The organism is uncultured Aquimarina sp., from assembly GCF_947500065.1.
Classification (GTDB): Bacteria; Bacteroidota; Bacteroidia; order Flavobacteriales; family Flavobacteriaceae; genus Aquimarina.
In genome coordinates this window covers 425,451-440,223 of the sequence record NZ_CANMQT010000005.1, presented here as the reverse complement: position 1 = coordinate 440,223, position 14,773 = coordinate 425,451, and the positions used below count along the sequence as shown (strand labels likewise).

General features: G+C 32.4%; 12 protein-coding genes. 4 read left to right on the top strand and 8 right to left on the bottom strand.

Annotated elements, in window-relative coordinates; translation table 11 throughout:
* Nucleotides 1-8: 8 nt before the first annotated feature.
* Complete coding sequence (locus Q0975_RS17105; RefSeq protein ID WP_299438858.1) at nucleotides 9-740, bottom strand: hypothetical protein; 732 nt, start codon at nucleotides 738-740, stop codon at nucleotides 9-11.
* Between the two features lie 460 nt (nucleotides 741-1,200).
* Complete coding sequence (locus Q0975_RS17100; RefSeq protein WP_299438856.1) at nucleotides 1,201-1,458, bottom strand: hypothetical protein; 258 nt, start codon at nucleotides 1,456-1,458, stop codon at nucleotides 1,201-1,203.
* 929 nt (nucleotides 1,459-2,387) lie between these two features.
* On the opposite strand from Q0975_RS17100, the gene Q0975_RS17095 reads away from it, so the two are divergent.
* A complete protein-coding gene (locus Q0975_RS17095; protein ID WP_299438854.1) occupies nucleotides 2,388-4,007 on the top strand; it encodes a hypothetical protein in 1,620 nt (539 codons plus the stop codon).
* A 73-nt stretch (nucleotides 4,008-4,080) separates the two neighbouring features.
* Here the strand turns inward: Q0975_RS17095 and Q0975_RS17090 are convergent, their stop codons facing one another.
* Both Q0975_RS17090 and Q0975_RS17085 read right to left on the bottom strand, forming a co-directional pair.
* Nucleotides 4,081-4,650: a TlpA disulfide reductase family protein gene (locus tag Q0975_RS17090; protein WP_299438852.1), complete on the bottom strand. Its 570-nt coding sequence runs from the start codon at nucleotides 4,648-4,650 to the stop codon at nucleotides 4,081-4,083.
* Between the two features lie 77 nt (nucleotides 4,651-4,727).
* The gene (locus Q0975_RS17085) at nucleotides 4,728-5,807 is read right to left on the bottom strand and encodes a hypothetical protein (protein ID WP_299438850.1); all 1,080 of its coding nucleotides are present in this window, start codon (nucleotides 5,805-5,807) and stop codon (nucleotides 4,728-4,730) included.
* Between the two features lie 763 nt (nucleotides 5,808-6,570).
* On the opposite strand from Q0975_RS17085, the gene Q0975_RS17080 reads away from it, so the two are divergent.
* The 3 genes from Q0975_RS17080 (at nucleotide 6,571) to Q0975_RS17070 (ending at nucleotide 8,080) form a co-directional block, all read left to right on the top strand.
* Nucleotides 6,571-7,152, top strand: a complete 582-nt coding sequence (locus tag Q0975_RS17080; protein ID WP_299438848.1) for a M57 family metalloprotease — start codon at nucleotides 6,571-6,573, stop codon at nucleotides 7,150-7,152.
* Nucleotides 7,153-7,204: 52 nt separating this feature from the next.
* The gene (locus tag Q0975_RS17075) at nucleotides 7,205-7,432 is read left to right on the top strand and encodes a M57 family metalloprotease (RefSeq protein ID WP_299438847.1); all 228 of its coding nucleotides are present in this window, start codon (nucleotides 7,205-7,207) and stop codon (nucleotides 7,430-7,432) included.
* Nucleotides 7,433-7,957: 525 nt separating this feature from the next.
* A complete protein-coding gene (locus Q0975_RS17070; RefSeq protein WP_299438845.1) occupies nucleotides 7,958-8,080 on the top strand; it encodes a glycoside hydrolase family 11 protein in 123 nt (40 codons plus the stop codon).
* 661 nt (nucleotides 8,081-8,741) lie between these two features.
* Here Q0975_RS17070 and Q0975_RS17065 read toward each other — a convergent pair.
* From Q0975_RS17065 to Q0975_RS17050, 4 genes are all read right to left on the bottom strand, one after another.
* Complete coding sequence (locus tag Q0975_RS17065; RefSeq protein WP_299438843.1) at nucleotides 8,742-10,559, bottom strand: acyl-CoA dehydrogenase family protein; 1,818 nt, start codon at nucleotides 10,557-10,559, stop codon at nucleotides 8,742-8,744.
* Between the two features lie 33 nt (nucleotides 10,560-10,592).
* Nucleotides 10,593-11,783, bottom strand: a complete 1,191-nt coding sequence (locus Q0975_RS17060; RefSeq protein WP_299438841.1) for an acetyl-CoA C-acyltransferase — start codon at nucleotides 11,781-11,783, stop codon at nucleotides 10,593-10,595.
* A gap of 91 nt (nucleotides 11,784-11,874) precedes the next feature.
* Nucleotides 11,875-14,280 carry a 3-hydroxyacyl-CoA dehydrogenase/enoyl-CoA hydratase family protein gene (locus tag Q0975_RS17055; RefSeq protein WP_299438839.1) on the bottom strand — a complete coding sequence of 802 codons (2,406 nt, stop codon included), beginning with the start codon at nucleotides 14,278-14,280 and terminating at the stop codon, nucleotides 11,875-11,877.
* Between the two features lie 17 nt (nucleotides 14,281-14,297).
* Nucleotides 14,298-14,753, bottom strand: a complete 456-nt coding sequence (locus tag Q0975_RS17050; protein ID WP_299438837.1) for a MarR family transcriptional regulator — start codon at nucleotides 14,751-14,753, stop codon at nucleotides 14,298-14,300.
* Between the last annotated feature and the right edge of the window lie 20 nt (nucleotides 14,754-14,773).

The following is a 14,773-nucleotide window of genomic DNA, read 5'->3' as shown; positions in this document are numbered from 1 at the left end:
TAATTTAACTAATACACTAAATTTCCATCGCCAATACGAATTAAAGAAATATTATCGCCCCATCCATCGTCATGTAAATTAGGATAATCCTTATTATCTTCATAATGCCAAATTCTATCCGTCGTGTTTCTGGAATCTGTTTGAAAACCTTCATAACATTTTATATAAATAGCTCTCCATATCTTTCTTTGATAGGTTCTATCCCATTCCCAAGAAAATGTAGTATTGTCTACTTTCATTGATGAAATTTTGTCATTTATCCAAAGAGGTATACTTTTTGTGTACCTTTTATCGTGAGTTGTTCGGAAATTCCAGGATATATAACGACCTTTAAAATTTACGTGCTCATAGAGACGAACTCTTGCAGCCCAATAGTCTCTATCTCTATTTTTAGCTTGAGGTTTGTAAAAACTGTCTAGTTCTTCCATTTTTTTCTCCAATTCTATTTCGGTATCAAAAAGATACATTGTCCTTGGAGTTGCATCGTCTATTCCCACATATGAATGGTTTTTATAAGTTTCAAATAAAGATTTATTTGTTAAGACTTCCTTCATCGTATAAGTTTGATTCAAATAAATAACATAATCAAAATTATCTAAGTCTTTTTCAAAGTTAACATCTATAAGTTCTGAACTTTGTTGATAAGCTTCGTTATGATCTTCATCTTCATTAGAACAACTAATGAAGAAAATACACATTGATAAGACAAATACTAGTTTTACTACTTTTACTTTTTTCATGGTTTAAAATTTTTGATAATTAATTCATTATAATATCTTGATCTGTAGCACCACATCTGATCGCTACAAATTTATTTTTATCATAATTTATTAATAATAATTTTGGGTTTGAAATAGGTTTGTAAAAGAAAAATTTGGATTTGTTTTTGGTTTGAATTGATTTTAGTTTTTAATTTCTTTTGTATCAAAATAGTCTATTATTCTATCTAGATTTGAGGAGTTTCTTGTTTTTTTGAAGGATTCTCTACTTTATCGGGAAGAAATCACTATTTAATTCAGTTTTGATGAAGAATTTAAATTCCTTCTCAAAACTAGGCATATATTCTATAGAGATATATTGTCCTAATGAATTATGTGAATGACTAAAAAAAATGTAGTCTACTCTCTAGTTATTACCTGTTTTTTTTAAGTTGATTTTTCATGGATGAGTGTATTTGATTTCTACAAAGTAGTTTTTAGATCAGTTGATAAATGCTTTTGATATAGATTCAAGACTATTATCACATCTAATAAATTTTGGTAACCCTATTTCTTTTTTGAGATTTTTAAGTGTTTCCATAACAGTTCTTTTAGGAAGGGAAAGTCCTATATCTATTGTTAGTACCTCAAGATTACAATCATCAACCGCATTAAATACTTGCAATTTTCTGCTATTTGCAAGTATATGGTTCATAAAATCCATACTCCAACATTCATTGAGTAAAGAAGGTGTTTTCATAGGTCGTTTTACAAATGCTATCAAGCGCTTTTCATGTTTACGCCTCAGAATTTGGCTTAATCTCACTATATATAGAAAGACACGTTTCCTATTCCATTTTGAACATCTGCTACGATCCTTGTAATAATACTCATCAAAACCTCAAGTGCGATAAGCTTCTGCTAGCTATTTTAGTTTATCAATAACTTTGATATCATCCTTCTTGCTCTGGTAATAGAACATAGATGGGGTGAGATTAGCAAGTTTAAAAGCTCATACAATTGACATTAGGTTTGTTTTGATCTAATATTCAACTCAAACTATCAAGTCGGAAGTTCTTAGAACTTTTTTGACAGAATATCTTTTAGCATTTTATTATTAAGACTGACATCATATGTTTGTTTAAGTCTAAAATTCTCTTTAATAACAACTATATTTTTTTAAAGTATTGATTATTACTGCTATTTATAATAGATAAACTTCGTATACTAGTTCTAATTTTTACTGCGATCTATATGAATGATTGGTTTCTTGAAGTAAGCCCTGAAGGTTTATGGCAAGTTATTAGCATTAGATGTAGAAAATGTCCCTTAGTTTTGCCAAAGATGTTTGTTCAGTTTTGTGATTTAGATGATATCGGTATAAGGTTTTAAAAGTTAATATCCAGTTTTCGTTGTAGGTTTTTGTTGTTAAATCTGAAGGATCACGGTTTAATTTTAAATTTCATAAATTATCGATGAGAAAAAAATATAGTTCTAACAAAAGTGATATGTATACTCTTTTATTAAAGTTTAAAAGTTTAGGTTTTTTACCAATGAAACCTATTGTGATTACAATAATATTTTTGGTACTTAAAGTAAATCTATTTTCAGTGCTAAATTTGAAGAGTTTTTGTTCTAAACAAGATTTATACAAACCTGTTAGTATGACTGAAGATCGTATTGTTTTTTTTGAAGGATTCAATTGCCAATGCAGAAAAATTATTAATAAAAGATTTTGGGGAATTTACAGCAAATGATTTAAGAGGATTGCTTAGATTTTCTAAAAAGAATGGTTTTTTCGAAGAAACTGTAAATTTTAATGGAGTATTAATGTTTCATTACTATAGACATAAAGATTATGATAGCTTACATAAGTACACGCAAAGTTTAACCAATTTGCTAAAATTATCGAATTCAAATGATCTAAGGAATAGAAATATAATTAGAGCGCATTTACATTTAGCTTATATACTTGGGAAGCAGTACGGTTATACTCCTGCCGTTATGGAACTTTATGATAGAGGGTATGAATTATCGATTAAAGAAAAATATTGTAGAGGTATTATCGGAATACAACTGGAGAAGACAGAGTTGATATTGAAAAATAGTCCTAGTATAGAAAAACTTGAAGAAGAGTTATCTCATATACAACAATTAATAGATGATCATTGGGAGGATAACATTCGACATCATGATATATCTGGGGTAATGGCAAAAACCCTATTGGCACTGGGTGAATATGATGAAGCTAAAAAGTGGGCGGTTAAATCTGTGGACTATGGTAATAACTATATAACGGGTGTTATTACTACGTTGTTGAGTAGAATCTATTATGCAGAGGGTAATAATTCAGGAGCATTACAATCGATTAGAAATGCTATTGTTTGTTTAAAAGGTCCTGTATCTCTAAACGATGCATTAGCAGAAGCATATTATTATGAATTTTTGTACTTAAAATCTCTAGAGGATAATTATAGAGCAATAGATTCATTAGCAAAAGCCATAGAATTGTCTTCATCCATAGTAAATCAAATTAAGTATTTAGAAGAGCTAATTCAGTATATAAAGGAATCAGATCAATGGGGAGATATTAAAAAATTAGAAGATAGAAAGGAAAAATTACTAACATTTGTTGCTAAGGTAGGTATACTTAACAATGGAGAATTTTTTATTTCAAAATTAGATCAAAAACAGCTGAAAAATTCTAATCGAATATTGGGATCTCAAATTAGTCAATTGAGTGTAGAAAATGGTGTTTTAGTCTTTTTACTTGCATTATTTTTAATATTAGGCTTTATTGGATATAAGAGTATACAAAAAGAAAAAACAAAACTTGTTGAGGTTATACCTAAACAAAAAAAAGAACTATTAAGGCGTGAAGATGAGTTAAGACTTGTGGCAATGAAAATTAACAATAGGGTTGATAAACTTAGAGAGTTAAAATCAATCGTTTTGAATATTAAAGCAGTTGATCCGAATTTAAAAAATGTTAGAACCGAATTAAACCAGCTAATTACTTCAGGTGAGGATATTACACATATAGGAGATCAAATCCTACAGGAGTATTCTGGAATTACTAATATGTTGAGAGATAAGTACCCAAATTTATCAGATACTCAGATACGATATTGTATACTTACAAAGCTTAATTTATCCATTAAAGAAATAGCCGATGTAATATGTGTAGCTCCAACTACTGTTAAACATGCTAAAAGTATGATTAAGAAAAAGCTGGGGTTTGATAAAGAATTATCACTAAGGGACTATTTACAACAAGTTTTTGAAGAAGAATTAGATGAATATATGTAATAAAAAAAAAAAAAAAACTGCTTTTTCTATTCTGAAAAAACAGTTTTGCCATGTTCGCACAAACTTAAATTTATTAAGAATCCCCTAATAGATTCGTTAGATCAGCATAGGTAGAAGATATAGAACTACTGATTATTTTGTTGTTCTCATCTAGTATAATAGTGGTGGGTGTTGCCTGTATCTGATAATCCTGCCATACCTGCTGATCGGCAACTAAAATATCAAAACTATAATTGTTATTTGTAATCAATTTTTCATTTTCTTCTGGTGTGGATTCTGCTTGTATTACTATCACTTCGATTTCCTGGTTTTCTTTGGTATACTTATCTAGTTCTGGATAATAATCCTGGCAATACTGACAAGTACTGCTAGAGAATACCAGTATTTTTTTCTTCTCTTTCGATAGCGTAGCTAGGCTTACTTCTTTGTTTTCTTTGTTAATAAGAGAAAAAGCAGGTGCCTCTATTCCTGTTGCAATACTTTCTGGTGCTGGCGGTGGAGTAAGCATGATTTTTAATTGAGTGGCCATGCTGGCAGCAGCTTTATGTATTTTATGATTGGTTCGTTGTAATTGATAGGTTTGATAGCAGTTAAAACCTATCATTAATAATAATATAGTTGTTAATATATTATAGATTCTCATGAGTATTGTTTTTGTAAATTATGTTTAGGATAAAAGGTGATAGATTACTACCACCTTTTTTAATGAGTTAATAATTACTAATTTCTGCCATTTAAAGTACGAGGGTCTATACAATAACCGGAAATAGTACAAAAAGACCTTCTATTTCGACGTATTCCTTTTCGAGCTAGTTCTTTATTGCATCCGGCAGCAGTTGTTACGTCATGACTACCAACGACCCCGCTTATCAGACTATTACAGAGTCTTTCCTTATGACATGATTGTCTTGGATTACATGCTTTACCTCTGGTATTTGTTATCGCAATTTCAATTATCTTATCTCTTAATTCTAGTGGAAGTAGACCCATATCCGAGGCCGTTACTATACTATTATCACTGTTTGAACTTGACAATACATTTCCTGTTGACCAATTCTGTGTATTCACTCTTATTGAGCTAACTTTAGTTTTCCATTTATCGCTGAGGTTTACGTTGTTCCAAATAGGTCTTGGTGCACCTTCATAATTATCATCCTCATAGAGTACTGATTTAGCGTCTTTACTATCGTGAGGCCAAAGATTAACACTTCTATAATGGTGAGATAAATTATTAAGTTTGTAAGGTTTTTTGTCTTTACGATCAAAGAAATGATTGTGACCTGTAAAATCACTACTTTCGAATAATCTTACATTCATATTTCCTTTGCTAACAAATGAACGGTAACGTACTCCATTAAGTTTGAAATTATGAGACCTCTTTATTTTTTTGTCTGGAAGAAAAAGGGAAAAACTTGATTGGCCATAAAAGTCATTTTGACTATAAAGTGTAATAGCCCAAAATTTGTTATCCTCAAAATCTAGAGATTTTTCGTTTGGAATTTTTTTGTAAGTTTCTCCATAATCAGTAGTTATATAATAATTTGTTTTCTTACCGATAGTTTCCATAATCAAAATTTCAGATCCTTTTGTAGGCAGGACTTCGTTTGGATTTTCATCAAACTCCTCTGCATCATCTATAGTAAGCTCTTCTTCAAAATCTCCAATTGTAAATTCTTCAAATGATGCCAACTCTTGATCGTAAACTTCTTCTTGATTGTCATTAGAACAACTTAATGTTCCTGTAACGATTATTGAAAGGCAAAATAGCTTCAATAAAATTCTGTTTTTAAAATTTTTCATTGTGATTAATTTATGAATTAGTGAAAACTGTTACGTAACACTACTAAGGTCTACTATAAGTTGTAAATAGCACTTGACATAAAGTTGGAAAAAGGTTTGTTGAAAAATAATGAGGTTTGTTTTTGGTTTGGAGCTTGATAGTTTTTGATGTAATCATAGAAACTTTCTGCTCTTTATAATCTATATTCTTATATATTGCTTAAAAGAGGTAAACCCAAATGCATCATCTGATAAAACCCTTTGGGAGAGTCTCGGTTGTTAGAAAGGATGATTATTAGCTGATATTTCGATAAGAAGGGAGGTAAATGATAATTGTAATTTTAGTGGTTTTGAATCATGTGTTTATAGTGGTACAATTTTGCGATTATCCAAGTTAAAATACATTTGTCATTTTAGGTAGCTATCTAGGTTTACGAATTGTTGGTATAAAAAGAAAACTGCCTTTCTGTTAGAGAAAGGCAGTTTATTGTATAAATAAATTATTTATTCGATTTGAATCCTTAAGATCGAATCTTGGTTAAATATTATCATTATACTATAAAGTGAAAAAGTATTGAAATGGTAAAGTGAAAAGCGTATACCTTTTGCTAACCTATCATTTCATGTTGTTTACCTTTTATCAACCTGTTATATCTGTCTTTCAGCCTTAATCCTCATAAATTTCGAAGAAATAATTAAAGGGATTTAGTTATTTAAGAACTACTTCGTGTAAACTATACGCAGTGTGAAAACTCATTTTTATCTAATTTTAAAAATCAAACTCGTGAAAAAAATCCATTTTGTAATCTTTCTAGGCGTAATGATTATTGCTTCCTGTAGTAAACCAGATGATACTAATGCATCAAACCATCAGTCTCTATCTAAAAAGGAAGTCTCGAAAAATGTTCTGGATAAATTAGAATCAGCACATTTTAGTACAACAAACGCTTTTCTGACTATGTATGAAGGTAAAGAAGTAGTAGCTGTAGAAGATATGTTTCTAACATTTAAAGAAATATATGAACTCGCAGAAGAATATGATAATTCTGGAGATCCACAGAAACATTACAGAACCAATAACTTGGTGAATGTGTCAGGCAGGGCTAGAACGCTTATTGTTGATATTACGGGTAGTGGGTTAGGAGCACTGGGTAACGGAGCACTTAATCGTACTATTAATGCATACAATAATATTAATTCTGATCTACGTTTTCGTAGATTAAGATCTGGAGAATCAGCTAGCAATATAGATATTAGAGTAACTGTTTTCGCAGAAGAACCTGATCCTATTACTAGTTCTATAGTGTTAGGTAGGTCAGAAGGATTTCCTAGAGGAGGTAATCCAGCTCCTTCTTTTTGGACTTAATAGTATAGCTATAAATTTATTAGATATCAAAAGGTTCGAATTAGCGCAGATTATGGCTCATGAGATTGGACATGCCATAGGGTTTAGACATACAGATTTTGCAACTCGCGAGAGTTGCATCAGAGGAGGTAATGAAGGACAAGCAGGAGTGGGGGCCATTTATATAGATGGTTCTCCTACAGGAGCCGATACCACCTCTTTAATGCAGGCTTGTGCTGGAGGAAATACCACCAGTATTTTTAATAGAAATGATAGAAGAGCTATTAGAAAGGTGTATTAACTATAAATAAAAATCTCAGAAAATTATTGTTAGGGTTTGACTTTAATTAGTCAAACTCTTTTTTTAAGTACAATTTTATTAAAGTAAACAGCGACCTAATTAATTGATATAGATTTATTGAACAAAACTTTTAAATAGGGGTAGTACTTTTAGGTCACTACCTTTATTGTTTTATATTATTTTTATTCAATACATTTTGATAATTATTTTAGCAATACTGTAATCCTCTGTTAGAGTTATTAATTAGAGGTTCTTTAGGTATATGCCCTTACCTTTGTAAAGCTACATTTATGCTTTTAAAGATCCTGAGGCATCTAAAATATTAGAAACATATAACCTTCAGCTTTCTTATAATATGCATCATTTATTAAAACTAAATAGATTGGATTTTGCCTATCTTCTATATAAGTAATATCACTGACTTAAACTTATTTTAGTATATCATAGTTTAATTTCTTGAAAGCGGTTTTGAAGATAATTTCGAAATTTTATGGAATGATATTGGTATGTTATATGTGATTAAAGTTGGTAAATGGTGAGAATAAAACTATTAACTACAATAAAGGGAAACTAAGAGGAAGATATGATTTTGTAGGGGTTTATGATTGGATGAAAACTCCTTTGATAGAATATTATATTTTAGAATAAGAGAATGATGTGAAGATTGGCACATTGATAAAGAAATTTCTATTGGTATATAGAGTAGTTAGTAGTTAATGATGGTGGTTGGTTTGGTGTCCAAGAGCATATTCGCATTGCTATTATAGATTACTTTGGGGCTTATAACAAAGTAGCTGATCAAGGATTTAGAATATGTCTTAATAAATTGTTGTTTAATATAATACATCATTTATTGTAACTAGATGTATGATCAAGATAATTAATACAATAACGGTTAATATCGGAACTATAATTTGTGTGATTTTAGAAATTTTTTCAATGTTCATAATATTCTTTTTTAGGGTACTTCTAAGAACGTGATAAATGTGAAATTGATCTAAAATAGAGTGTAAACAAAAGGTATACAGAATAAATATTATGTAAGCAAAAGGTATACAAGAACGTATTTTCTATGATATAAAAGTGGAGTAGATAAAAAAAATACCTTTCCTCCCTTTTTTATTTTTTAAATATTTTAATTAATGTTATTGAATGATTATAGGGTAGTTTTTCTTTTATATGGGAAGAAACTTTTTGATAAATTATAGCAAACAAAAAAACCGTCTTTCCCCAACAGAAAGACGGTCTCTTAAATCAAAATTAAACAACTCTCTAGTTTAATGCCATAGAGAGGGCATATACTTATTGCTTATGAAAAACAGTATCCGTTTTCTGCAGATACTTTATCAGCAATTTTATTTCTCAATGCTACTACATTTGGTTGGTTCGCATATTTAGTGAAACGCTTAAGTCCCATTAACATCATACGTTGCTCATCACCTTCAGCAAAAGAAACGATGGCTTCTTTTCCTTTTTTGATAACGATATCTATTGCATTGTATAAGTACAATTGCGACATTGCAATCTGAGTTTCTTGAGAATCTTCTCCGAAACGTTTTGCATTTTTCTCAGTACGTAGAATTGCAGATTCCGCCATATAGATCTCAATCAAAATATCAGAAGCAGCCATCAATAATTGTTGGTGCTCTTCTAATTGAGGACCGAATTTCTGCATTGCAGATCCAGCAACCATTAAAAATACTTTTTTCATTCTTGCAACAATCTCTTTTTCTTCTGCAAATAATGCAGAGTAATCAGGAGTGTCAAAAGAAGGAATACCTGTTAGTTCATCAGCAACTTTCATAGCAGGACCTAAAAGATCTAAATGCCCTTTCATTGCTTTCTTTACTAACATACCAACTGCTAGCATACGATTGATTTCATTAGTACCTTCATAGATACGTGCAATACGAGCATCTCTCCAAGCAGACTCCATAGGAGTGTCTGCAGAGAATCCCATACCACCAAATATTTGTAATCCTTCATCTGCTGTATTCTGTACATCTTCAGAAACAGCTACTTTAAGAATAGAACATTCTATAGCATATTCTTCTACACCTTTAAGCTCTGCTTCCTGATGTGTGTTTCCTTCCTCTTGACGGATAGCAATTCTATCTTCGATATTTTTTGCAGCACGATAACTTGCAGATTCATCAGCATACGTATTAGTAGCCATCTCTGCAATCTTAGCTTTGATTGCTCCAAAATTCATAATTGGAGTTTTAAACTGAATACGCTCATTAGCATATTTAGTAGCTTCTCCAATTACTCTACGTTGTGCATCTAAACAAGCAGCTGCTAATTTGATACGTCCAACATTTAGTGCATTCATCGCAATCTTAAATCCGTTACCTCTTTCTGATAACATATTCTCTACAGGAACTTTAGTGTCACTAAAGAACACCTGACGAGTAGAAGAGGAGTGAATACCTAATTTCTTTTCTTCATCACCTAATGCAATACCATTAGCATTTTCTGGATCATATTCCACGATAAATCCAGTAATGTTTTTATCATCCTCGATACGAGCAAAAACAATCATTAGATTACAGAATCCAGCATTAGAGATCCACATTTTCTGACCAGAAATCAAATAATGTGTTCCGTCATCAGATAAAACAGCTTTAGTTTTACCAGAATTGGCATCTGATCCAGCACCTGGTTCTGTTAAACAATATGCTCCCATCCACTCACCAGTGGCTAATTTAGAAACGTATTTTTTCTTTTGTTCTTCATTACCATATAAAGAGATTGGCATAGTACCAATTCCTGTATGAGCTCCAAAAGCAGTACTGAAAGATCCGGTTGCACCAGAAATATAATCACATACCAACATTGTAGAAACAAACCCCATTCCTAATCCATCATATGCTTCTGGTACAGCAACACCTAGTAGTCCAAGCTCACCAGCTTTTTTCATACATTGCTCAGTATATGCATAATCTTTTGATTCAAATTTCTCCCAATGCGCCCAAAGTTCACGATCTACAAATTCTTTTGTACTATCACGCATCATTCTTTGCTCTTCCGAAAAATCTTCAGGAGTAAATACATCTTCAGCCTTCGTTTCTTTGACAAGGAACTGTCCTCCTCTAAGAATATCTTTATTTAAAGTTTCCGTACTCATTTTTATTAGTGTTATTTCTTTATTCTATTTTTTTTAATTCAAAAATTCAAAAATACCGGCAGCTCCTTGACCTGTACCTACGCACATAGTTACCATACCGTATTTTCCTTTCATATCACGTTTGCGCATTTCATCAAATAACTGAACAGAAAGTTTAGCTCCTGTACATCCAAGTGGATGCCCTAAAGCAATCGCACCACCGTTAACATTAACAATGTCCTGATTGATGTTTAATTCACGCATTACTGCCAGAGATTGAGAAGCAAAAGCTTCATTAAGTTCAATTAACTCAATATCATCTTGCTTTAATCCTGCTTGCTTTAATGCTTTAGGAATTGCTTTTACTGGTCCAATTCCCATAATTCTTGGTTCTACACCAGCCGCGGCATAGTTTACAAGTCTTGCGATAGGTTCTAGATTTAGTTCTTTCACCATATCTTCGCTCATTACCATTACAAAAGCAGCACCATCACTCATCTGAGAAGAATTACCGGCAGTCACACTTCCTCCAAGTTCAAAAACAGGTCTAAGCTTACCCAATACTTGTTTACTAGTTCCTGCACGAGGTCCTTCGTCTTTAGTAACTGTATAAGATTTAGATGCTTTTTTTCCGTTTTCATCCACATAGATTTGTTCTACGTTGATAGGAACGATTTGATCCTGAAAGCGATTTTCAGCTTGTGCTTTTAATGCTTTCATATGAGAATTATATGCAAACTCATCTTGATCTTCACGAGATACATTGAATTGGTGAGCAACTGCTTCTGCAGTATTTCCCATTCCCCAATAGTAATCTTCATGACCTGATTTTGCTAAATCATAATTCAGTTCCGTTTTATAACCGGTCATTGGAACAGAACTCATACTTTCTGCACCACCAGCTATAATACAATCTGCCATTCCGGCTTGTATCTTAGCCGTAGCGATACCAATTGTTTCAATTCCTGAAGAACAAAATCTATTTACGGTTACACCAGGTACATCGATAGAGTCTAATCCCATTAATGAGATTAAACGAGCCATGTTTAAACCTTGAGATCCTTCTGGCATTGCGTTACCAACAATTACATCGTCAATACGATCTTTGTCTAGTTGAGGTAGCTCTTTCATCATATGCTGAATAGTCTCAGCTGCTAACTCATCAGTTCTTTTAAATCTGAACACTCCGCGAGGTGCTTTTCCTACGGCTGTTCTATATGCTTTTACTATATATGCGGTTTTCATTTCTTTAGATTTTTTTAGATTATTCGATTTTTAGATTAGTTGGATTTAATAGTCTAACAATCCAACGATCCTGTAATCTAATTACTCAATACTAGTTACGTAACGGTTTACCTTTCTTAAGCATATGTTCTATACGCTCTAGCGTTTTGCGTTCTGTACATAAAGACAAGAAAGCTTCACGCTCTAGATCTAATAAATATTGTTCTGTTACTAGCGTTGGTTCAGATAAATCTCCTCCAGCCATTACATATCCTAGCTTATTTGCTATTTTATGATCGTGTTCTGAAATATATTTACTCGCTTCCATAGAATCTGTACCTACTAAGAACATTCCTAGTGCTTGTTTACCAAGTACTTTTACATCCTTTCGCCTTACTGGTTGCGTATATCCTTGTTCTGCCATTAATTTAGCATATGCTTTAGCAGTAGCGATCTGACGATCTTTGTTTACAACAACAATATCTTTTCCTTTCTGAAGTAAATTTGTATCAAAAGCTTCATATGCAGAAGTAGATACTTTGGCCATACCAATTGTTAAGAAATGTTCCTGAAGTACATTTAGCTCAACATCATCTTTTTTGAAAAGATCTGAAGCTCTTAATGCCATTTCTTTGGAACCACCTCCACCTGGAATCACACCTACACCGAATTCTACTAATCCCATATAGGTTTCTGCCGCAGCTACTACTTTATCAGCGTGAAGTGATATTTCACATCCACCACCTAAAGCCATACCGTGAGGAGCAACAATCGTAGGGATCGAAGAATAACGCATACGCATCATAGAATCCTGGAAATATTTAATAGCCATATTCAATTCATCATACTCTTGCTCTACAGCCATCATAAAAATCATACCAATATTGGCACCTACAGAGAAATTGGCAGCTTGATTACCTACAACTAATCCTTGGAAATCTTTCTCAGCCATATCAATAGCTGTATTTAATCCAGCAAGAACATCTCCACCAATGGTGTTCATCTTACTTTGGAATTCTACGTTAAGTATTCCATCACCAATATCTTCTACAACAACACCGCTGTTTTTGAAAACTTCAGAAGACTTACGAATGTTATCTAAAATGATAAATGCGTCTTGTCCCGGAACTTTTACCTGTTCTTTTTTAGGAATGTCGTAGTAATTAGTAGCTCCATTTTTTACAGTATAAAAAGAAGTGCTTCCAGAAGCTGTCATATCATTAACCCAAGCAGCTGGTTCATATCCTTCTGCTTTCATCATTTCGATTCCTTTTTCTACACCTATAGCATCCCATATTTGGAATGGTCCGTGTTCCCATCCAAAACCAGCTTTCATTGCATCATCAATCTTATAAAGATCATCTGTGATTTCTGGAATACGGTTAGATACATATGCGAATAATGCAGCAAAACTTTTACGATAAAATTCTCCAGCTCTATCTTTTCCTGCAACTAATACTTTAAAACGATCTACTACCTTGTCAATAGTTTTAGTCATTTCTAAAGTAGCAAAGGAAGCTCTTTTACCAGCTCTGTATTCTAATGTGTCTAAGTCAAGAGAAAGAATTTCTTTTTTTCCTTCTGCAGATACATTCTTTTTATAAAAACCTTGCTTGGTTTTACTTCCTAACCATTTGTTCTCCATCATTGTATTGATGAAAGCAGGAAGTTTAAATAATTCGTGACGTTCGTCATCAGGACAATTGTCAGCAATACCGTTAGCAACATGTACTAAAGTATCTAATCCTACTACATCAACTGTACGAAAAGTAGCAGATTTAGGTCGTCCGATTACAGGACCAGATAGTTTATCAACTTCTTCAATAGTCAAGCCCATATCTTTTACCATATGGAATAAACTCATAATACTAAAGATACCTATTCTATTACCAATAAAAGCTGGTGTGTCTTTAGCTACTACAGAAGTTTTTCCTAAAAACTGTTCTCCATATCCATTAAGGAATTCAAGAACTTCAGTAGAAGTATTTGGTCCAGGGATAATTTCAAATAATTTTAAGTATCGTGCAGGGTTAAAGAAGTGAGTTCCGCAGAAATGCTTCTGGAAATCTTCGCTTCTTCCTTCGTTCATAAATTTGATAGGAATACCAGAAGTATTAGAAGTAATTAATGTTCCTGGAGTTCTATGTTTCTCTAAGTTTTCGAAAACTATTTTTTTAATATCTAGTCTTTCTACTACAACTTCAATAATCCAATCTACATCAGCTACTTTTGCTATATCATCTTCCATATTCCCGGTAGTGATACGATTAGCAAATTTTTGGCTATAGATTGGAGATGGTTTAGATTTAAGAGCCGCAGTCAGTGAATCATTTACTAACCTGTTACGAACTACTTTGTTCTCTAATGTAAGGCCTTTTGCCTTTTCTTTGTCGTTTAATTCTCGAGGAACTATATCTAATAATAGTACTTCGACGCCGATATTAGCGAAATGACATGCAATACCGGAACCCATAATTCCTGAACCGACAACTGCAACTTTTTTAATGACTCTTTTCATTTTTTAACTTCTGGTTGTTAAGATTTTATAGATTCTTTTTTTGTGTAAATTTTCTTAGTTGAAATAAGATCATTTATCAATTGAAATACTTCTAAGAAAGTATCTAGTTTTTCCTGAGGAACTTGCTTTCTTACGGCATGATCAAATGTAAAAACTACGTCTTTTGAAAAATTTCTCATTTCTACTCCGAAAGGAGTTAGATATATTAAAACACCACGTCCGTCTTGCGGATTTTTCTTCCTGAAGATTAATCCTTTTTCCTCCATGGTTTTTAAAGTTCTTGATAAACTAGTGGCTTCCATTCCCATTTTAGGGCCTAATGAGGTAGATGGGGTTCCATTTTCGGGATCAATGCTAATCAGTGCAAAACCCGTTGCCATTGTACTACCTTTTTTACCTGCTTCTTCGTTATACATCTTGGCAACAGCCATCCATGTAGCACGGAGTGCATAATCAATTGTTTTTTCTCTCATTCAGAAAATTTGTTATGATG

What these genes read in the sequence shown, in the direction of transcription:
- Q0975_RS17050 (WP_299438837.1), bottom strand. Translation starts at nt 14,753, where the DNA reads ATGAGAGAAAAAACAATTGATTATGCACTCCGTGCTACATGGATGGCT.
- Q0975_RS17085 (WP_299438850.1), bottom strand. Translation starts at nt 5,807, where the DNA reads ATGAAAAATTTTAAAAACAGAATTTTATTGAAGCTATTTTGCCTTTCA.
- Q0975_RS17105 (WP_299438858.1), bottom strand. Translation starts at nt 740, where the DNA reads ATGAAAAAAGTAAAAGTAGTAAAACTAGTATTTGTCTTATCAATGTGT.
- Q0975_RS17090 (WP_299438852.1), bottom strand. Translation starts at nt 4,650, where the DNA reads ATGAGAATCTATAATATATTAACAACTATATTATTATTAATGATAGGT.
- Q0975_RS17055 (WP_299438839.1), bottom strand. Translation starts at nt 14,280, where the DNA reads ATGAAAAGAGTCATTAAAAAAGTTGCAGTTGTCGGTTCAGGAATTATG.
- Q0975_RS17100 (WP_299438856.1), bottom strand. Translation starts at nt 1,458, where the DNA reads ATGAAAACACCTTCTTTACTCAATGAATGTTGGAGTATGGATTTTATG.
- Q0975_RS17065 (WP_299438843.1), bottom strand. Translation starts at nt 10,559, where the DNA reads ATGAGTACGGAAACTTTAAATAAAGATATTCTTAGAGGAGGACAGTTC.
- Q0975_RS17060 (WP_299438841.1), bottom strand. Translation starts at nt 11,783, where the DNA reads ATGAAAACCGCATATATAGTAAAAGCATATAGAACAGCCGTAGGAAAA.
- Q0975_RS17075 (WP_299438847.1), top strand. Translation starts at nt 7,205, where the DNA reads ATGGCTCATGAGATTGGACATGCCATAGGGTTTAGACATACAGATTTT.